Origin of the sequence: Marinomonas sp. ef1, from assembly GCF_002806845.1 — a bacterium.
GTDB lineage: Bacteria > Pseudomonadota > Gammaproteobacteria > Pseudomonadales > Marinomonadaceae > Marinomonas > Marinomonas polaris.
The window spans coordinates 438741-458872 of record NZ_NHTT01000002.1 but is presented as its reverse complement, the minus strand read 5'-3'; the positions used below and the strand labels follow the sequence as shown (position 1 = coordinate 458872).

Here is a 20132-nt window from a genome sequence, read left to right as displayed (position 1 = left end):
AACGGTTATTGTTTCGTGCCTCTATCTTTGCGTTGCATGGTTTTTACTGAGCTGGTTAAGGCATCGAGTTTTTTCGTCATTTCTTGCCACTTTTTCGCATCATTTTTTATTTTATTTTGTTGGTTTTGTTCTAGGAATGCTGCAAGTTTCGCGTTTTCTTCAGTGAGCTTAGCAATTTGATTGTCTTGTTTGGCAAGATCTACTTCTTTTTGAGCAAGGTTAATTCTGAGTTCGGCGTTATCTTTTTCTTCTTGTTTGATCTGGCTGGTTAATACAGAGTTTTGAGCAATCACTTCTTGGTATCTTTGCTCACTAAATGCAAATTTTTGTTTAAAGGTTTCTGCTTCATCACCTACTTTTTTGTGCTCTGACATTAATGAATCATATGCTGTTTGTAATTCGATTAATGCTGAAGATAAAGACATATAACCACTTCGTGTTGCTTCTTGCTTGAGTTTTTGGTGTTGCTCAATTTCGGACGATTTTTCATCAAGTAATTTTCCGAGGTTTTGAGTTACTTCTCTTGAGAAGCGTTTAAAGACGGGAAGCAACACATCGTTGAGTTCACTTAACTCGTGTTGTTGCTGTTCTTTGTAAGCTTCTTCCCAGTCGGTAATCGCATTTAGAAAAGTGGTGTTTGAGCAGCGCCGACCGTCCTTTTGTAGAAAATATTCGGTTAAACGAGGAATGTTTGGAAAACTGTTTTTTTCGATCAACTCCCAGCAGGCTTGATGAATTTCTTCTCTTGCTATGTTTGCTTTGCGAGCCATAGTTCATGTCCTACCGATCATTTAAGACCTAAAAGATAAATAAGGAATTTATATTATCAAATATATCTTAACTATTAAACAACACGACGAATCAGCTTGTCACTTTCATTTTTTGCTTTGGTATATTTTAGACAATAAAAAAGCTCCCGCAGGAGCTTAGTGGTACTGGCTGATCTTTAATGTTATCAAGCTGATATTTATTGGATGCTGGTAGTGTTTATAACTCTTGTCGCCATTTCAACACCAAATTCTTTGGCTAACTCTCTCCATGAATCTTGTTTCGGCTCATAGACAACAGGCTCTGCATCAGGGAAGCGAGCATCTAATATTTCATTTACGCTCGCTAAGCCATCAATCAAACCAATTTTGATGGCTTGTGAACCAGTAAACACCATCCCTGAGAACACATCATCTGTAATAACAAGTCTATCGCCACGACCTTCTTTTACGGCATTGATGAACTGTTGATGAGTTTCATCTAATACTGCTTGCCATTTAACCTTTGCTTCTTCGGTCATTGGGGCGAATGGGTCAAGAAAGGCTTTGTTACGCCCTGCTGTGAAAGTGCGACGTTCTACACCAATTTTTTCTAATAAGTTGCTAGCATCAAAACCAGATGAAATAACGCCAATGGATCCAACCAAGCTAGCTTTATCTGCATAGATTTCATTCGCAGCTGAAGCTATGTAGTAACCACCGGAAGCGGCCATGTCTTCAACAACTACTAGAACCGGAATGTCTGGATAGTTTTGTTCTTTCGCGCGAATGGCATCGTAAATAATACCAGAATGAACTGGACTTCCGCCTGGGCTGTTCATTTCAATGACCACACCTTTTAGGCGAGAGTTTTGGTAAGCGGCATCAAGCAAGCCAACAAACTCAGAGGATTCTATCTCGTTATCAGCACCAATAACGCCACGCATTGGAATCATGGCAACTATATCACCTTCTAAACTGACATCTTGAAAGTTAGATTTTGCAAACCAACCACCAACTACCGCTAAGAAAATCGCGAGCGTGGTAAAGCGAAAGAAGATTCTCCAGCGTCTAGTGCGACGCTTCTCGATAAGATTCTCACTGAGTGTTTTCTCTAGTAATGACCAAATCTCTTTATTTGGGTCAGTACTATCTTTTTCGATCTTCTTCCCTGTGCGTGTATGTTCGCTTGAGGTTTCACTAAGTGACTGCTTGCGATCTTCGTCTTCTGTCCAGCTCATTTGTTATAGCCCTAAAATATTTGATAATTGATTGAAATCGTTTATTAGCGCATGCGGTTGGCAAGCTCTTAATCGTTCTTCTTGATGTGCACCATAAGTTACTCCAATGCTTTTCATTCCAGCACTTGTTGCCATGTTTAAATCATATTCTGTATCGCCAATCATGATGGCATGTTCAGGCAAAAGATTTAGCTCAGCTAGTATTTGCTCCAGCATTAACGGGTGTGGTTTCGATATGGCCTCATCGGCACAGCGGGATGCGACAAAGTAATCTCTTGTATTAGTTAGAGACATTACTCTTTCAAGCCCTCGACGACTTTTACCCGTGGCTACCGCCATTTTTATACCTGCAGATTGCAGTTTGTTTAATACGCCTATAACTCCGGGATAAGCTAATGGCGGCGTTTGATCTAATGCTACATAAATAGTCTTGTAGTGCTCGATAATTGTATTTTGTTTATTTAAAGATAACTCTGGCCAAACCGTATCTACGGCTTTATCGAGAGATAAACCAATGATATTTTTTATATCATCTTTTGCTCTTGTTGGTGCTCTTGCCAAGTGGCCAGCCTGCAACATGCTATGACATATATTGTCGATGGAGTCGAATAAGGTACCGTCCCAATCAAAAATTACCAACTTAACCATAGATACCTCTTAAGAATAGTCCGGCGAGAGTGTACCATAACCGAAAATGACTAAATAAGGATTGGTAATGACTACAGGCTATACATTAGAGCAACTTTCAATTGATCAAAGTGTTGAATATCGCAAAGTGGTTACACAAGCAGATGTACAAGCTTTTGCTGATGTAACAGGTGATACAAACCCTGTTCATTTAGATGCTGAATATGCAGCAACGACTTCTTTCGGTCAGCCAATTGCCCATGGCATGCTGACAGCTGGCTTTATCTCAGCAGCGATAGGTACTCAATTGCCAGGACCTGGCTGTATTTATTTAGAGCAAACGCTAAAGTTCCGCTCTCCGGTTTTTGTTGGTCAAGAAGTGGTTACGACTGTAACGGTTACTGATATCAATGAACGTCGTCGCCGTGCAACACTAAAAACAGTGTGCGAGTGTGACGGTAAAGTGGTTGTAACAGGTGAAGCAACCATTATGCTGCCGGCATAAAAAGTGAGCAATGATAATAAAAAGCATTAGCCCATAGCTGGTAATGCTTTTTCGTATTTGTTATGGCGACGAGAATATGTGCCAATTTTATCAATGCCATGGCCAAATATTTTTTTATGTATCTTTAATTATGGTTCCCTTATTTGCATCACAATTGTTAGACAAAGTGTCTGATCGTGAAAAAATGCGGCATTTTGTAAAAAAGGCTGGGATTTAGGCAGGAGCAAGCCTATATTTATTAGACAAAACAAGGATTAGGTGTTGCCATGAAAATTCAATTACTAATGATCATTACCGTGATTATATCGTCTTTATTGACGATATCTCAGCGCGCCAATGCTCAAGAAGTAAATCAATTTCGCTGGCTAGAACCTACTGTAGAGCAAAGATGCGATGAAGTCGTTGTCCCAGATCAAGATAATGGAGCAGATAGTGGCTTTATTGTATTTATTCCATTTCGGACTCATCCCTCCGCTTTAACTCCAACGCCTTTTCTAAATTATCGCTTACCTGTTATTGCTAAAATTAGTAGTAGCATCAATCCAAGAGCCCCACCGTTTTCACTGATATAACTCACCCACGCTTTAGCTATTTTATTTTTTACACTGGGGATTAATCATGAAAACACTAACTTATGTATCTACAAAAGACGTTAACCAACTAACTTGGCCTGCAACTACAGAAAATATAAACCTTTATTCTTCTGCTTTATCAGTCTTTACTGATTTTCAAACGGCCGGCCCACGCGTAATTGAATCAAATACTCGTGCAGATGAGCTTGTTCAGTTGATGAGAAAAGAACATGTACGCATGAAAATCGTAGTCGATGCAGATAATCGCTTTGTTGGCGTTATTAGTCTTGAAGACTTGTCTGAAGATGTCTTCATTAAACAGGTAGCAAATGGTTTTCAACGTTCAGAATTGATGGTTGCAGATTTGATGAGAGCTAAAGAAGTGTTACTTGCTCTATCGTATACATCTCTTAAGCATTCAGATATTGAATCACTTTTGTTTAGTCAGCGTAACAATAAGCTGCAGCATTTGCTTGTTATTGATGAAGATACCAAGGCTATTCGTGGTTTGATTTCATCTAACGATGTTGCTCGTCAGCTTCGATTGGATATTGATGTTGCTTTCTCTAGTTTTGCGCATACTTACCAAAGCGCTATTCTTGGTCAAAAAGAGCCTACAAAAAAGCTAAAGGTAGCTTAATTCACGATCAACTTTTAGCGCTAGTTACTTAAAAGAAGCCCAGATTATTAGATAATCTGGGCTTCTTTTTGTTTGCTCTTGTTTCTTATTAGCCTTTCTTTTCGATCCAATAGTAATAAATCTCCCCTTCTTGATCTTGTCGAATAAGCTTGTGGCCAAGAAATTGGCAGAACTTTGGAATATCTCTTGTCGTTGATGGATCAGTCGCAATGACTTTTAGCACCTCCTTCGCAGCCAGTTTTCGCATCTCTACATGAAGCATCATTACGGGTTCAGGGCAAAGTAAATCTGTTGCATCAAGCTGAGCTTGGTGTTCCATAATATTTCTCTCAATAGGTTAAGCTTCGGTTTCGATATTCTTCTCTAGCCAGTTTTTCGTGTGAATAGCTATTTCTAAAACAGTGTCTTCTATACTTTTATTGTATTTTTTTAGCGTTTTAAAGTCATGGTCCGCACCTTCTATCCAAAGAATATTCACATTGTCAGGTAATATTTGCTTACTAACCCAATCGTACGAACCTAATTGATCTCTTGTGCCTTGAATAATCAAACATGGTGCTTTGAGTTCAGCAAGAAACGATAATCTATTTTTTTCGGGCTTTCCGGCTGGGTAGAAAGGAAAACCGAAACATACTACAGCTTTCACCATGGGTAGATGTGTTAGTTGTGTAGCTACTCGACCTCCCATGGATTTTCCAGCAACAATACAGCTATTCTCATCCACAATATGCTCAGCAAATTCAGGAACAAGGGTGTTAAATCTAGGTGGTGGCCTTTTCTTTCCTAAACGCTCTTGCTCTTGCATATATGAAAAAGTTACTGGTATCGTAGCTTGCTGTCTTTGCTCGGATATTGCGTCACAAAGTTGCTTTAAAAAGGTGTGATTGTGACCAGCACCAGCACCGTGGGCGAGGTATAAAGGGAGAGAATTCATGTTCATAATTTTCAAAAAAACGCTATTAGACCAGATTAGATCGATGGTTAGAACCTTGCTAGATGCATTATTACCAACAACATAGAGAAAGGTTTTAGTTGCAGTATGAAAATCCTTGATCTGGGTCAGCAAATAGCTTTTCACTAAAGTGTAAACTCCTATTAGAAATTTTAATAGGAACACATCATGATTTGGGATTCTTCACTTATCGCTAAGTACGATCTATCTGGGCCTCGTTATACATCTTACCCAACGGCACCGCAATTTGACTCAAGTATTAGTAAAATTGCGCTTATTGATAAGATGTTAACGCCTTCCGAAGCGCCTCTTAGTTTGTATTTTCATATTCCGTTTTGCGCTCACCTTTGTTACTACTGCGCCTGTAATAAGATTGTGACTAAGCAGTACGATAAAGGCGCCGAATACGTTGAACTACTCGGCGAAGAAATGAGATTACGCAGCCTTATGCTTGATCACTCAAGAGAAGTTACGCAGTTACATTTTGGTGGTGGCACCCCTACTTTTTTGACCGAAGAATTAATTGAGGTGCTATTTGATAATATTCAGCAACACTTCAATTTAATTAATGACGGAACGCAAGATTACAGCATTGAAATAGATCCTAGAGAAATAAGTCGATCTAAGCTGAAGTTATTAACTGAAAAGGGAATTAACCGAATTAGTATTGGTGTGCAAGACTTTGACATCAAGGTACAAGAGGCCATCCATCGTGTTCAACCCGTTAAAATGGTTGCAGATCTTGTAAAAGATGCTCGCGAATTAGACATTAAGTCAATTAATTTTGATCTTATTTATGGCTTGCCATATCAATCTATAGAAGGCTTTAGAGAGACTTTGGCGCAAGTGATTGAATTATCACCAGAGCGAATTTCGCTGTTCAATTACGCTCATTTACCTGATCGATTCCGTGCTCAAAGGCGGATTTCAGATGATAGTTTGCCCGTATCAAGTATGAAACTTGATTTGTTGAAAATGAGTATTGAGTATTTGATAGCTGCTGGTTATGAATATATCGGCATGGACCATTTTGCAAAATCAACTGATAGCTTGGCGATAGCTCAAAAACAAGGCAAGCTACAGCGTAACTTTCAGGGCTATACAACACATGCTGGCACAGATTTGGTCGCATTTGGCGTTTCTGCTATTAGTGATTTAAATGGTGTTTATATCCAGAACCATACTGACTTATCAATTTATAGGAGTAGTATTGAGAAAGGTCAATTAGCTATAGCTAAAGGGTATATTAGTGATCTAGATGACAGAATTCGACATCAAGTTATAATGACGCTAATTTCTCAATTTGAGTTGAACACTGCCATTATTGAGCAAAAATATAATATTCGCTTCTTCGAGTACTTTTTTGAAGAGATGGAAAATCTAACTCCCATGACTAAAGATGGTATGTTAGATATTGATCGTAGTGGAATGCAGACCACTATTAAAGTTACAGAGCGCGGTAGATTATTAATTCGCTGTATTTGTATGGTTTTTGATAAATATCTCAACGGCGCCATAAAATACTCTAAAGTTATATAGATCGAGATCAGGGAGATTCACATGTCATTGACACACACACAGTCACGATTCAACAGTACGCTTACTTCGCAATGCCAGAACTGTAGCTTAAGCGCCCTTTGCCTTCCAATAGCATTAGCTGATGAAGATATTAATAAATTAGATCAAATAATAGAGCGTAAGAAACCACTAAAAAAGGGCGAGTTTTTGTTTCGCCAAGGTGAAGCGTTTGATTCAGTTTATGCTGTACGCTCTGGCACTTTAAAAACATTCAATATTACGTCCGTCGGCGAAGAGCAAATTACAGGCTTTTATTGCCCCAGTGAATTAGTCGGTTTAAGCGGGATTGATTCAAACGTCTACCCTGTTTCTGCAAAGGCACTGGAAACAACAACAGTGTGCGAGATTCCATTTAGTCATCTTGAAGAGCTGTCTTCTCATATCCCTTCTTTGAAGCATCAGATATTTAAGGTGATGAGCCGTAAAATATCCGACGACCAACAGATGATGGTATTGTTAGGGAAAAAGAATGCTGATGAGAAAGTTGCTTCTTTCCTTTTGAATCTATCTAATCGATTCAAAAAGCGTGGTTATTCAGCGAGCTCTTTTCGTTTATCTATGTCGCGTGGTGAAATTGGTAACTACCTTGGATTGGCCGTTGAAACTGTTAGTCGTGTCATCACTCGTTTTCAAAAAAATGAGTTAATACATGTTGATGGCAAGGAAATAGAAATAATCGACTTCCCTGAAATGCAAAAACTCGTTGGGGTTGCTAGTGATTGTGGTAAAATCGCCCGCATTTGATTGATATGATGAGGCCCAACAGGCATGCTTTACGACGATTTTTACGTTAAATCCCTAATACAAACAATAGAAGACTGGCCAAAACAAGGTATAAGCTTTCGAGACATTACTCCCATTTTTAGTGACCCTAAAGGCATGAGAATGGTTGTTGATGCTTATGTGCATCGCTACATTGCAACAGATATCACTCATATTGCCTGCATTGATGCTCGAGGCTTTTTAATTGCTGCTGTTTTAGCCTATGAACTGCAAAAGCCGCTTATCTTAGTGCGTAAAAAGGGCAAGCTTCCAGGAAAAACCATTTCACAAAAATACGCTTTGGAATACGGTGAAGCGGAATTGGAGATCCAAGAAGGCGCAGTGAAAGCAGGCGATGAAGTATTGTTATTTGATGATTTGATAGCGACTGGCGGTACCCTATTTGCCGCAATTAAACTATTGACCAGCCAAGGTGCGAATATAAAAGAAGTGGCAGCTATTATAGATTTGCCCGATCTAGGCGGAAGTCAAAAACTAAGAGACAGTGAAGTACCTGTTTTTAGCCTTTGCGCTTATGATGGTGAATAATGCTCGAATGTTAACAAATAAAAAGGTGGCATAAGCCACCTTTTTATTTTCAAAAAAATATTTACTGTTATTAAAAGTCTACTGTTGCACCAATAGAAAGACCTTTGTCAATTTCTTTACGAGAATCATCTTCATATACAGTTACTGTTTTGCCATATCGAATAAACGCACGTGCATTGCGCATAGTCATGTATTCAGCACGAAATTCATAAGTGTACATATGATCTAAATTGGAGATGGATAATACTTGTGGTGAGTAATACACAGAGCCATAGATACTAACTCGATTCGCTTCTGGTAAGGTGTATCGGTACCAACCACCTAAAGCAAGCGCAACAGATAAGTCGTCCTTCTTGTCTAAATCTGCATCGATAGCATATAGTCTAATACCAATACCTGCTTGAAGCGGTCCACTAGTATCTGAGTCTTCAACAGTGACACCTATATGTGCAGTAGAGGTATTTTTGTCATCATTATGAGTAACGCCGCCATTAACGCCGAACGCTCCCATATTCAAGTTAATATCACCTTTTACTGTATCATTCGTTAGACTAACTCCAGCGGATGATGCATTGACGATAGAAGACCCTAAAATACCGACGGTTAACAATAGAGCTTTATGCGTTAGGTTCATTTCTATTATCCTATAATGAAATAATATTTAATCGGTCAAAGGCCGCGGGCGACTGTTTTAACCCTTTAAAGTCGAATAGTTTTGTGTCTGCCAAATGCGATGGAACGACATTTTGAATAGCAGAAAACATGGTTTCCGTTCTACCAGGAAATTCTTTTTCCCACTTTTGTAACATGTCTTTTACGACTTGTCTTTGTAAATTCTCTTGAGAGCCACAAAGGTTACAAGGGATAATAGGATATTCCTTCATCACAGAGAAGGCTTCAATATCTTCTTCTTTGCAGTAAGCAAGAGGACGGATAACGATATGTTTACCATCATCGCTTAGCAATTTTGGTGGCATAGACTTTAACTTACCACCAAAAAACATATTCAAGAATAATGTTTCAAGAATATCATCTCTGTGATGGCCAAGTGCGATTTTAGTCGCTCCAATTTCCTCAGCAAAACCGTATAAGGAACCACGGCGCAAACGAGAGCATAAGCCACAAGTGGTTTTCCCCTCAGGCACAATTTCTTTTACGATGCTGTAAGTATCGCGTTCTAAAATATGAAAATCCACACCTAGCTCTTCCAGATAAGCAGGTAAGATATGCTCAGGAAAGCCAGGTTGCTTCTGATCTAGATTCACAGCAACAATACTAAAATTTATAGGTGCGCTAGCCTGAAGGTTCCGCAAAATTTCAAGCATAGTGTAAGAGTCTTTGCCTCCAGATAAACACACCATCACTTTGTCACCTTCTTCAATCATATTGAAGTCAGCAATAGCTTGGCCGGTTAATCTGCGAAGGCGTTTTTGGAGCTTGTTCAGCTCTAACTTTTCTTTAGGTCGAGTAGATAAATCCATCATATATACGCTGTAAACAAAACGCGACTATATTACTATAAGCATGAAGCTACCGCATCAAAAATGGATAATATAAGGCAAAAGTGTATAAAAAATCACTTTCTCACTGTTTATATAGGTTATCAGTTATCTTTGCTTATAAATTGTAATGTTGAGCGACAACCTTTGCAGATGTATTCAACACCGCGCTGAGCTCTGGTGTGACGCTGTTTAGTAAATTGATGTTTTTGGCAGGAGCAGTGGTATTCAAAGGCTTGCTTTTGTGGAGGAACATCAAAGGTATGTGTTCGATTTGGTCGGATGCCATATACCTTAAGCATAACAGCTTGCCACTCTTTGCCATGAGGTTTCACCGTGTTACCGTAGATTTGAAATACAATGATATGAGCAACTTCATGTGGAACAACGGTGTTTAAGAATTCAGCCGGGCTTTGTTGATACATGAAATGGTTAAACCTCAGTTCATTTTTTTGCAGATGTGCGGTACCTGCAGCCCTGCCTCTTTGCTTTAAATTACATGACGAGCGTTTAAATTTATTACCAAAAAACGCATCAGCTTTATCAAAGCAATGATCGGCTTTTTCAATAATGATGCTCAACACATCTTCGTCGTAGTTTAAGCTCGTCTGTCGAGAGGTTAAGGGCATAATGTAGCTTTCTCTTTTAAATCTACCTCATGAATGATTTTAATGAGCGACTCAGCAAAATCAGCCACTTTTTCTTTTGATAAACCAGTTAAGCGACTCAATGAAGCAATAGAGTTTGGCTTATGCAAGCAAATTAACCTAAGTTGGGTATCACTTAAGTCCAGTTTGCCGTAGCTATACTTCCAAGCCAATATTTTATGCCAATTTATGCCGTCTATTGCAAGATGCTCTTCTTGAAGGACCGGGTAATAATGCTCACTAGGAATGATTATTTGTGTTTTTCCTTGAAGTACACTCCGTGATTTCTCGTTGATATGTACGGCAAAAACACTATGTACTCCAAGCGTAATATAATCGTAGGCAATTAAATGCCTTATAACTGATTTCCATTGCACTTCACTTAACTCTTTGCCTTTGCCAAATAATGGTAACGACTCTGCCCCAACGGCCGAAACTACTTTGGTTTTCTTCCCAAGTAAAATTTGGATAAGTAGCGAAAAAGGCTGAAGTCCTTTTGTGTGATAAATCAGCGATAAAAGCTTCTGACTAGCAGTCGTCATATTCTGTTCAGATTTGTTTGAAAGACAGCGATCACAATGTTGGCAAGCAGGGATGCTCTCATCAAAATGTGATAGCAAATTTTGTCGTCTACAGCCACGTCCTTCTAAAATACGAAACAAACTGCCTAAATGTTGTATTTCTCTTTCTGCCGCCAAAGGCTGCAGTGCTGCCAGTTGTTGTGCTTGAAGCATATCCTGCAAACCATATAGCAACAAAGACTTCGCCGGTTTTCCATCACGTCCTGCTCGCCCGACTTCTTGAAAATAAGACTCAGGACTGCTTGGCAAGTCTAAATGAACAACAAATCGTACATGAGCAATATCAATACCCATACCATAAGCAGTGGTTGCCACCATTATGGTGCCCTGCTGCTCAGCAAAGATCTTGTGATTCTTTTGTTTGTCTTCCTCCAACATAGCTGCGTGATAACTTAAACTAGGTAAGCCAAGTTTGCTCAACCACCCTGCTAGCTCTTCAGTTTTTTTCCGAGAGCGGCAATAAATAATGCCTGTTTCGCCTGGAACTTCATGATGCAGAAAGTACAAAATCTGCTGTTTGGCTTTTCTTTTTTGCGCTATCTGAATCTTGATATTGGTACGATCAAAACTATTGCGTAGCAGCAGGCAATTTTGAAGTTGCAACGACTCTTGAATCGTCAGCATGGTTTTTTGATCGACGGTGCCAGTAAGAGCAATAATAGGAACGTCGGGGAATGAAGATTTTAGCTGGCCAAGTTGACTGTATTCTGGCCTAAAAAAATTTCCCCACTGAGAAATACAATGAGCTTCGTCAATGGCAAATAACGAAATTTCAAAGCTGTGTAAAAAGCCTATGACCGAAGGTTGAACAAGCTTTTCTGGTGATAAGTAAAGCAAGTCAATATGCTGATGCCGCAATGCCCAAATGAGATCATCTTGTTCGCCAGGATTCAAAGTAGAGTTAAGAAACTTGGCTCGTATGCCTTTTTTGTTTAATTCTTCTACTTGCTGTGACATAAGCGATAGCAAAGGACTAACAATGACAGCAACACCATTTCGCATAAGTCCAGCAGCTTGGTATGCCAAAGATTTCCCGCCACCAGTTGGTGCAGCTAGTAAAACGTCACGTCCTGCGCATAAAGCATCGATCGCCTGTTCTTGCAAAGGACGATATTCTGAGTAGCCTAGACGTGAAAGTGTGTGCTTCTTTAGATTCATTTGCGAATTATCCCTTAACACGATACTTTCTGCATCGATTTTTCGCCTTCTTTTCGCTAGAATCAGTCACTTAATTTGTATTAGGGAAACATTTGCATGGCACACCAACCTCTTGATGATCTTGAGTTAGAGACGTTAGAAAATTTTTTGGAGTCGGATCAAGTTCATGAGGAATGTCAGAACTTTGTTATGGCTCATGGCTTCTTAACGGCACTGTCTATTTGTCCTGTTCTGACAGCCGAAGATAAGTGGCTGCCTGTTATTTTTGAAGACACTCCGCAATTTGAAAATGAAAAACAAGAGAAGCAAATACTTCAGTACCTCTCACGCCTTTTTATCGACATTCAAAAAGAGTTAGAGTCGGAAGATGGATTTATGGTGCCTTGCGAACTTGAAATGGCCTCGTCACCAGAAGAACTAAGTGAATTGCAGGAATGGGCTACCGGTTTTATGGAAGGTGTGTTCATGACAGAGAGTCATTGGTTTGAACCGGAGAAAGAAGAAGTCGTTGCCGAGTTGTTATTACCAATCATGGTTGCGTCTGATTTGTTTGATGATGAAGAAGTTGTTCAAATTCGCGAAAGCGAAAAGTTAACCAATTCATGTATTGCTCAGATTCCAGAAGTGGTTACAGATTTGTTTTTAGTACTGCGTACGGAACCTGAAAAGCGACCATTTCCAAAGGTTCAACCTAAAGCGAAAGGCAATAACAACAAGAAGAAAGGTAGTAAAAGGTCTTAATTGAAGCGACTTGTTTGTAACTTTGCCATTACAAACAAGGACTCCTAAGAGCAACGAGAGTAATATCATCTAGTTGCTCTGATTCACCTAAATACTCAGCAAGTTGCTGCTCTATGATTTGTTGCGCAGTAATTAGGCTTTTTTCAGCATAAGCGTTCGATATAAGGGTCTTGACCTTATTATCTCCAAGCATTTCTTCGTGACAATTTTTAAGTTCTAAAACTCCATCAGATACAATAATCAACGTGTCTCCCGCGTTTAACTTATTGCTTTGTAAGTCTGCTTCGAACTCAGTGGCAGAAAGAATGCCAAGCGGCATATGATTGGACTGTAAATAGTCCACTGAGCTATTGGAGCGCCTAATAAAAGCATTAGGCATTCCTCCACCCCAATAAGTGATTTCACCTTCTTGTGTCATAAGAATGAGATAGCCTGCACAAAACATATAATCGGGCAATATACTGAACAGTATTCGATTAATCCGAACTGCTAACTCATTTACACAGACCAAATCATCAACAGCATCAAAGAATGTTTGCATGACGGGTAAAGCGCCAATCGAAGCTGGCAAGCCATGTCCCGTAAAATCTCCTACAAAAACAAGACGGGCAGCATCTGCGCGAGTTTTGACTAAGGCTAAGTCCCCATTAAAGCTGGCGGCAGATAACCTAGTAATGGCGACTTGTTCAGAGTTTTTTTCACTTCGAGTTTGAATATGATCAAGTACATGATGAGCCATTTCATGCTCTCGCTCTATCATCGTTTGATAGTAAGTCAGCGCTTTGTTTTTTCGATACATTTCTTTCATTAGCTCGACATGACGCATGTGCGTTTTAAGTCGAATATTGAAAAGCACCTCATTAAATGGCTTGGGAATGAAGTCATCCGCGCCTGCTTTAAAACACTTATCCATTACTGAATCAGCTGTATGAGAAGCAAGAAAAATCATCGGAACAAAACGGCTGCCTGACAAGGCTTTAAGTTTTTGGACTAAATTATAGCCACTACCACCTTTTACAATCACATCAAGAGTAACTATATCGGGAGCGTAGTTTTCAAATGCAAGAATAGCCTCTTCGTAACTGGCTACACTTTTGACTTTCACGCCTTCTTTCTCTGCGCATAAAGAAATAATTTCGCGATAAACTGGTTCACTGTCTACGCATAATAATTTCATCTTTCTAGCCTTTACTGAATATCAAAGCGTTTATCAAAACGAGAGATCATGAGGATGTTTTTAATAAAGGCATTAGCACCGGTTAATTGAATGTTACAGTCTGCCTCAATGGCATTGCGCATACTTAACAGCATACCAAGAGCAGCGCTATCTAAATACTCGACCATGCTCATATCAACCACGTAGGTTTTATAAGGTTTATTAAGATCAGAGTAGCCTGCCCTAAACTCATTAAATAAAGAGAAATCAAAACTTCCAACAATAGTGATTGTAGCTATATCTTTGACATCATTAACAGTGATTGAAATACTCATTAGCTGACCGAGTTAGGGTTATTCGCCCTGCTCGCCTCCGTGGCATTTTGGCGATGAAGGAGCAAGCGCGTTGCGCTCACTCCACTCTTTAATTGAGTATAGATGCATAGCAAGAGCGTGAATCTTTGTCATCTCGTCTTGCAGTACTCCATAAACAAGCTGATGACGCTGAACTAGTCTCTTACCTTCGAAAGCATCACTCACTAGAACCAACTTAAAATGTGACTCGCTTCCTGCTGGTACATTATGCATATAACTCTCGTTTTCGAGCGTCATATGATGTACATCCAATTTTTCATTGATACGTTGGTCTATCTGATTTTGTATGATCATGTCATTCTCTATCATGCCAGAGTTGCTAAGTTGTCCGATTGCCCATTTAGTAAAACTTGGCCCTTTTCTTTCGGGTAAGCTACGTCAATAGATACCGCTCCGCCTTCACGCCATACGCTAATAATCGTATCCATATTGGCAGCCATTACAGCGCGTTTATCGTCTGGCGCTGCTGCGATAACCTGTAAGCCGATGTCTTTCATGAACCCCATACACGTAGATGTCTTCACCATATCTATTTTATTGAAAGCTTCATCGAACATAGCCAATGAGAAACCACCAACGATCTCGCCTTCCATGGTTTCATGTAAGCGATAGGTAGTAGATAAGGCAGCAGCAATCGCCAAATAGAACGGGATTTGGTGCTCACCACCTGAACCCGTTTGAATGCGCTGGCTCAGCGTAGTTTTCTTATTTCCTTCCGCGTCTAAAATATCTACTTCGAAGTTATAGAATTTACGGTAGTCAGCAAGATCTTGTTGTTTTTCATCATCAGATATAAGTTCCTGAATAGACGCAATAGCACGAATATGATCAGGATCATTACTTAAATGTGGATCGAATAATCCGCCTACATTGGCTTGATCTTGCGCACTAAAGCGCTCAACAAGATCTAGAATGTCTTTCATATCGCCATTTGGATAATAGCGGAATTGATAGATTTCCTGGTTAAATGGGCGACGCTTCAAGCTGTGGTTAAGCTCACGAATAATGTGCGCAACTTGATCAAGGGAGTCTTTCAATTTAGACACATAGTCTGAACGGAATGTTTCTTCTGCTTCTTTACGAGCCAATTCTGCACGCTTGGCGTATTTCGCCAACTCTGTTTCACTCAAAATATCGATTTGATAAGAAACATAGTGCTCGAACTCTTCAAACTTAGATTCCAAGTAATCCAATTGTACATCGTTGTCTAAATTCGCATGATGATATTTGCCATAATGATCCGCAACTTCTTTACGAACCTTTTGATCAAAGCTGCGAGCTTTTTCGCTGGCTTTGTCTGCTCGACTAATAGCCTCTTTATAAATAGCCGCGCCATTTACCATACTGCCTTCTAATAAAGCGTAACGTTCGCTTGCAAATTCGGCATCGTATTTTGGATTAGATGTCAGGCGATTGCGCTCTTCATCAAGAGCCGACAATGCAGAGCTTAGCTGACTCTTTTGCGTATTCAATGCGCCAAACTGCTCAGCAATTTGTTGACGCTCACGATCTAATTTTTTCTGATCCAGTTCGACATTTGCAATGCGCAATTTAAGCTCTTCGATGCGTTCTTGTAGTTCTGTATCGTCATGCTTTTGCAATTGTGAGATTTCAGCATCAACCGATTCTAATTCTTGAGTTAAACGCGTAACGGTATGGCTGGCATTACCAATACTTTCTGCATCAAATTGATTGTTGGCCATAACGCGACCTAACAAGGAATCAGCCTGCTCAAGACGTTGATCCACCTTAAGGAAATTCATCAGCTCGCCACTTAGGCTTGCAAGTTGTTTTTCGCGAGACTCACGCATGCCTTCGGTATTGATACCGACCATCATGTGCGGCACAAAGCGAATAGTCGAAATGGTTCCAGCAAGTTTTAACATGCCATCTGCTGTCATGGCACTGTCTTCGCGCAGCAATTCTCGTTCTGTATCTACAGGCTTGATGCCACCCAAACGACGATTTAGATAAGCTTGAGCATGATCATTATTACAGCGAATGAAACGCAATGCAGAATTGTTGTCGCCACGGTTTAACCAAAGTCGTGTTTGCGTCGTATCGATAACTCGACATCCCATTAATTGACGTCGATGAGCACGGAATATACGAATGGACTCTTCTGCGTCTTCAGGTTCAACAATTAATGCTTCACGCTGAGCCCCAAGATAACCTTCAATAGCATCTTGCCATTTTCTGTCGGTCACTTCGGATAAATGACTCAATGGTGTAGCAGTAATATTAGCGTCTTTTAATAAAGCAATTAGACGTTTTGTATTTTGGGAGAGTGGGCTAACGCCGCCTTTCAAAGAAGAGACATCCGATTCTAGTTGTTTGCACTCATCTTTTAAATTCAGGATCGTACGGTTTAGCTCTGAACGCTGGCCAAAAACCTGAGATTTCTCTCTGTCTAAAATCTCATTAAGAGCAATAAGCTTCTGAGTTAATGGTTTCAGGTTGCCTTCTACTCGTCCTTCTTCCGTGATCAAGCCATTGAATGCAGCAAATTCTTTCACTAAGGCGTTGGTTTCTTTTGAGAGCAAATCTTCAAAAGAGTTAAGCGCCGATAATAATAAGGTTAATTGACGAACTTGCAGTATGGCTTTTTGATCTTGTTGACCTTGCAGAGTGAGCAATTTCTTATTTTGCTCTAATTGCTGAAGCTTCAAACCAACATCAGAGTGCTCATACTGTTGCTCGAAACGAAGTAGCTGCCCTTGCAGTTGCTTTAATAGGCTACCTTGAGTTGCTAGCTCCTCTTCAATCTCTTCTTCGCGCTCTTTTTGCAGCTCGTATTGGTCTTGAATATCATCTTGTTTGCTACCCAGCTCATCGAAACGTGCTTCGGTTGCTATCCATTGATAATTGATTGCGCTTTGTTCTTGCTGATGCTTTTTCTCACAGTCTTGCTGAATAAGTTTTAAATCATCAATACGCTTAGAGACTTCAAGAGTTTTAGCTTCTAAGTGACGATACTCATGCAGAGACTTTTGGTAAGCACCAACTTGCAGTGGCGCTTCTGCCAAGACGAAATCTTGCACAAAGCGTGTTGGAGAGGCAATCGGTACAAATTTTAAAGCGTTTTTGAAGTTTTTAAGGAAACTGTCCAGTGTGATCAAGTGATCTGGGCTTGGGCTTAGCTCTTCAAGATAGCGGTTGATATATTGAGTTGCTGATGCGCTGCCTGATTTAATGTAAGGGTCTAGGCAGACTTTTTTCATCGTTTCGCGTACTTCAATCCAAGGTTTAGCCTTGTAGCTCTTGCCTTCCATCGCGTCAATAAAATCTGATTTTCTGGCGCCAAAGTTTGAAAGTACAAAACGCCCAAGCACATCTTCTTCAGGAGACGCTAAGGATGCACTTAATGCTAAACCTACAGTTGATTCTTTACCTGTAATGCTGTCTTCGAAAACCAATGCGAGATAACTTGTTGCATCCTGTCTTGGTTGTGTTCCAAAGGCTTTTGAGTTGGCTTGACCTGAGTCTATCATCCCCAATATGTAAGAACGAATGCTACGGCCACTGGCTTTACCATCGTTTGCACTGGCGTTGTAGTTAAGGTGACGTTTGCTGGCACCTGTCAATACGGTTTGAATAGCATCAAGTAAAGACGATTTACCAGAACCTGTAGGTCCGATAATCGCAGTATTACCTCGAATATTAATTTCTTCTGCACCAAGTAGGTACCAATTTACTAATACGATTCGATTTAACTTTTTCATATTTTGGCCCTAGTCTTGATTGGTTTCTTGCGTTGTTTCTGTTTCAGCATCTGAATCAGCAATTTCATCTTCACCTGGATCGGTGCCATTGAAAGATTCTAACTGTCTTAGATACGCCTCGGTTACGATCAATCTTACTACCGGAGTAATGTTGATCATTTGATTCTTGCTGTCTTCCTCATAAGATTTGCCGCGAATGACAATCCCATGACGGCTGAACAAAGCTAAGATGTCTTTGAAGCGTGTTTCATTTGGAATTTCACGTTTAACCAGCTGAACAAATCTGTCTAAAATGGTGTGAGTATTGGTTGCGACAAAGCCATTATCAACTTCAAAATTTTCTATTTTTTCTTCATAAATTTGGCGAAGAACCAATAAAAATAGCGTTTCATCAGTTTTCAAACGGACAAATGCTTCTTTCTGGATGGGTAAAACACCGGCAAGACGTTCATTCTCGTTGATGTAAAGCTTCATACCTAACGCGTCGAATAAGTTATCGAAGTAGTCCTGATAAGACTCTAAAAGCAAATAATGTTTCCGCTGACCATGTTTGTAGGCGCTAGCAAATTGATTTGCAATTACAAAGTTTGCTGTCTGTTGGAATTCTTGAGCGTCTTTGCCGGACTCTTCAACGACTTTTTTTAATTCTCTAAGCATTACGCTTTGCTCCTACGTACGACAGTAAATTCGCGACATTCAACGAAGTTATGCACATCCAAATACTGATTAGTAAACTGTACTTCAAATAAATCTTCTATTTTTTTAGCGCTCACGCCGAGAGAGCCGACATAACGTAAATGGTCAAAGCACACAAAGTCCTCTACCGATTCGATGGTGAAATCCAAAATATGCTTACTATCTCCAGAAGCGATCTGCTTATCTAAATAACTCTGCATTTTTGGAATAGTAACTTGTCGAGCTTCATGGAAGCGGCGCTGCTGATCGCGCATTCTGATTGCGTCAGCAGACACTTCTGAAGGCGTCATGACACGAGGTGGTGGTGGCTCACGACGTTTTGTTGGTTGTGCCGCTGAAGCCATGCCAATAAAACGTGAACCAATAACTTCTTTTAAAATTGGCAACTTGTCATATTTCGCCACATCAGTAATGATGCCAGCCACTTTGTTCGCCATACCCGGTCTAGAACTGTCCATGTAGCGAGCCGTGTCGGCCGCACGTTTTTCTAAACGATAGCGATATTCATCAATACGCTCTAAGCGTTGTTCGATGTTGCTAAAGGTTTGAATGATGTCACGGCAATCTTTTTCTACCATGGCTTGTGCTTCAGCCATAGTAATCAGCTGCTGATCAACATAGCACTGAGCAACCTGCCCCATGGTTTCTGGATTACTCAAAAATTCTTGCGTTAATTCAAGAATCTGGCGTCTAAAGCGAAATGGGTTGTTACTTGTTTTGATAGTTTTATAGTCGGCAATCAATATACCTTCGACAAATAAATCAAAGAAGCCTGCTACAATAGCTTTAGGATCTCGGCTTGCAAACAACTCCCGCTGTAGACTGCGTATGCCAAGCAATATCTGGTTTAAATGTGCCGAGAAATCTCTAGAAGCTTCCGCTGATTGGCGTAATGTTACGCCACGTTCTACGGGATGTTTGGCAACAGACTCTAAGTTACTAAGAATACTTAATACGGTTGCACCGTAGTTGCGTTTACCGTGTCGGCTGATTTCGACTAGAGAACGAAGTAACATGGAAATTTGTGGAGTCATCAATACGCTGACCCGATACAGCTCCTGCTCCTCTACTAGCCAACCAGTATTCACTAAGCGATGGTAGATTCTTAAGGCATAATCGTGAATGGTTTTCGGCGAATCAAAGGGTTCTTTTTGGTCATCATGCCAAGCAAGCGTATCTAACTTATGCAGTGTGTCTTCTATCGATTCTATGATGGTAGATTTGTCTTTTATTGGATCTTCTGCGTGATCATAAAAAACATCAGCAAGATCATTCAATACCGCTTCAATCAATGCTCTATTAGAGCCGCTTAATGCCTGAAATATTTCATCAGGTAAGTGTCTAAATAGCATTCATCGGGCTCCATGAATTAACGAAAACTAATGG

General features: G+C 40.1%; 22 protein-coding genes. 7 read left to right on the top strand and 15 right to left on the bottom strand.

Annotation, left to right across the window (positions count from 1 at the left end; translation table 11 throughout):
- Positions 1–5: 5 nt before the first annotated feature.
- From CCS02_RS04575 to CCS02_RS04565, 3 genes are all read right to left on the bottom strand, one after another.
- The gene (locus CCS02_RS04575; RefSeq protein WP_100635935.1) at positions 6–770 is read right to left on the bottom strand and encodes a hypothetical protein; all 765 of its coding nucleotides are present in this window, start codon (positions 768–770) and stop codon (positions 6–8) included.
- A gap of 197 nt (positions 771–967) precedes the next feature.
- Positions 968–1987: a signal peptide peptidase SppA gene (gene sppA / locus CCS02_RS04570; protein WP_100635934.1), complete on the bottom strand. Its 1020-nt coding sequence runs from the start codon at positions 1985–1987 to the stop codon at positions 968–970.
- Positions 1988–1990: 3 nt separating this feature from the next.
- Complete coding sequence (locus CCS02_RS04565) at positions 1991–2635, bottom strand: HAD-IA family hydrolase (protein WP_100185845.1); 645 nt, start codon at positions 2633–2635, stop codon at positions 1991–1993.
- Positions 2636–2702: 67 nt separating this feature from the next.
- Between CCS02_RS04565 and CCS02_RS04560 the strand changes: the two genes are divergently transcribed.
- The 3 genes from CCS02_RS04560 (at position 2703) to CCS02_RS04550 (ending at position 4331) form a co-directional block, all read left to right on the top strand.
- Positions 2703–3119, top strand: a complete 417-nt coding sequence (locus CCS02_RS04560) for a MaoC family dehydratase (protein WP_012069940.1) — start codon at positions 2703–2705, stop codon at positions 3117–3119.
- Positions 3120–3385: 266 nt separating this feature from the next.
- Positions 3386–3691 (top strand): hypothetical protein, encoded by a 306-nt coding sequence (locus CCS02_RS04555; protein WP_100185844.1) that lies wholly within the window; start codon positions 3386–3388, stop codon positions 3689–3691.
- A gap of 46 nt (positions 3692–3737) precedes the next feature.
- On the top strand, positions 3738–4331 hold the full coding sequence (locus CCS02_RS04550; protein WP_100185843.1) for a CBS domain-containing protein: 594 nt from the start codon (positions 3738–3740) through the stop codon (positions 4329–4331).
- 88 nt (positions 4332–4419) lie between these two features.
- On the opposite strand, the gene tusA is transcribed toward CCS02_RS04550, so the two are convergent.
- Together tusA and CCS02_RS04540 are read right to left on the bottom strand one after the other, a co-directional pair.
- Positions 4420–4650, bottom strand: a complete 231-nt coding sequence (gene tusA / locus CCS02_RS04545) for a sulfurtransferase TusA (protein WP_100185842.1) — start codon at positions 4648–4650, stop codon at positions 4420–4422.
- A gap of 18 nt (positions 4651–4668) precedes the next feature.
- On the bottom strand, positions 4669–5409 hold the full coding sequence (locus CCS02_RS04540; RefSeq protein ID WP_232728817.1) for an alpha/beta family hydrolase: 741 nt from the start codon (positions 5407–5409) through the stop codon (positions 4669–4671).
- A gap of 42 nt (positions 5410–5451) precedes the next feature.
- Here CCS02_RS04540 and hemN point away from each other — a divergent pair, with 42 nt between their 5' ends.
- Genes hemN through CCS02_RS04525 form a run of 3 tightly spaced genes read left to right on the top strand, consistent with a single transcriptional unit; the run spans position 5452 to position 8172 of the window.
- Positions 5452–6822 carry an oxygen-independent coproporphyrinogen III oxidase gene (hemN, locus tag CCS02_RS04535; RefSeq protein WP_072839033.1) on the top strand — a complete coding sequence of 457 codons (1371 nt, stop codon included), beginning with the start codon at positions 5452–5454 and terminating at the stop codon, positions 6820–6822.
- Positions 6823–6843: 21 nt separating this feature from the next.
- Positions 6844–7605: a fumarate/nitrate reduction transcriptional regulator Fnr gene (fnr, locus tag CCS02_RS04530; protein ID WP_072839034.1), complete on the top strand. Its 762-nt coding sequence runs from the start codon at positions 6844–6846 to the stop codon at positions 7603–7605.
- Between the two features lie 24 nt (positions 7606–7629).
- Positions 7630–8172 carry an adenine phosphoribosyltransferase gene (locus CCS02_RS04525; RefSeq protein ID WP_100635933.1) on the top strand — a complete coding sequence of 181 codons (543 nt, stop codon included), beginning with the start codon at positions 7630–7632 and terminating at the stop codon, positions 8170–8172.
- A 70-nt stretch (positions 8173–8242) separates the two neighbouring features.
- On the opposite strand, the gene CCS02_RS04520 is transcribed toward CCS02_RS04525, so the two are convergent.
- From CCS02_RS04520 to CCS02_RS04505, 4 genes are all read right to left on the bottom strand, one after another.
- Entirely contained in the window at positions 8243–8806 is a 564-nt protein-coding gene (locus tag CCS02_RS04520) for a YfaZ family outer membrane protein (RefSeq protein WP_072839036.1), read from the bottom strand.
- 10 nt (positions 8807–8816) lie between these two features.
- Entirely contained in the window at positions 8817–9656 is an 840-nt protein-coding gene (gene ttcA / locus CCS02_RS04515; protein ID WP_100185839.1) for a tRNA 2-thiocytidine(32) synthetase TtcA, read from the bottom strand.
- Positions 9657–9775: 119 nt separating this feature from the next.
- Positions 9776–10255: a SprT family zinc-dependent metalloprotease gene (locus CCS02_RS04510; protein ID WP_232728816.1), complete on the bottom strand. Its 480-nt coding sequence runs from the start codon at positions 10253–10255 to the stop codon at positions 9776–9778.
- A gap of 35 nt (positions 10256–10290) precedes the next feature.
- Positions 10291–12057 (bottom strand): RecQ family ATP-dependent DNA helicase, encoded by a 1767-nt coding sequence (locus tag CCS02_RS04505; protein ID WP_100635932.1) that lies wholly within the window; start codon positions 12055–12057, stop codon positions 10291–10293.
- Positions 12058–12153: 96 nt separating this feature from the next.
- Here CCS02_RS04505 and CCS02_RS04500 point away from each other — a divergent pair, with 96 nt between their 5' ends.
- Positions 12154–12798 (top strand): YecA/YgfB family protein, encoded by a 645-nt coding sequence (locus CCS02_RS04500; protein ID WP_100185836.1) that lies wholly within the window; start codon positions 12154–12156, stop codon positions 12796–12798.
- 28 nt (positions 12799–12826) lie between these two features.
- On the opposite strand, the gene CCS02_RS04495 is transcribed toward CCS02_RS04500, so the two are convergent.
- Genes CCS02_RS04495 through CCS02_RS04470 form a run of 6 tightly spaced genes read right to left on the bottom strand, consistent with a single transcriptional unit; the run spans position 12827 to position 20098 of the window.
- Positions 12827–13975, bottom strand: a complete 1149-nt coding sequence (locus tag CCS02_RS04495; RefSeq protein WP_100635931.1) for a fused response regulator/phosphatase — start codon at positions 13973–13975, stop codon at positions 12827–12829.
- An 11-nt stretch (positions 13976–13986) separates the two neighbouring features.
- Positions 13987–14289, bottom strand: a complete 303-nt coding sequence (locus CCS02_RS04490) for an STAS domain-containing protein (RefSeq protein ID WP_072839042.1) — start codon at positions 14287–14289, stop codon at positions 13987–13989.
- A gap of 18 nt (positions 14290–14307) precedes the next feature.
- Positions 14308–14622, bottom strand: a complete 315-nt coding sequence (locus CCS02_RS04485) for a BolA family protein (protein WP_084122285.1) — start codon at positions 14620–14622, stop codon at positions 14308–14310.
- An 11-nt stretch (positions 14623–14633) separates the two neighbouring features.
- Positions 14634–18050, bottom strand: coding sequence for an SbcC/MukB-like Walker B domain-containing protein (locus tag CCS02_RS04480; RefSeq protein WP_100635930.1), 3417 nt, complete (start codon positions 18048–18050; stop codon positions 14634–14636).
- A gap of 9 nt (positions 18051–18059) precedes the next feature.
- Entirely contained in the window at positions 18060–18707 is a 648-nt protein-coding gene (locus tag CCS02_RS04475) for a DUF4194 domain-containing protein (RefSeq protein WP_100635929.1), read from the bottom strand.
- Positions 18707–20098, bottom strand: coding sequence for a Wadjet anti-phage system protein JetA family protein (locus CCS02_RS04470; protein WP_072839045.1), 1392 nt, complete (start codon positions 20096–20098; stop codon positions 18707–18709). Before CCS02_RS04470 ends, CCS02_RS04475 begins: the two co-directional genes overlap by 1 nt.
- Positions 20099–20132: the final 34 nt, after the last annotated feature.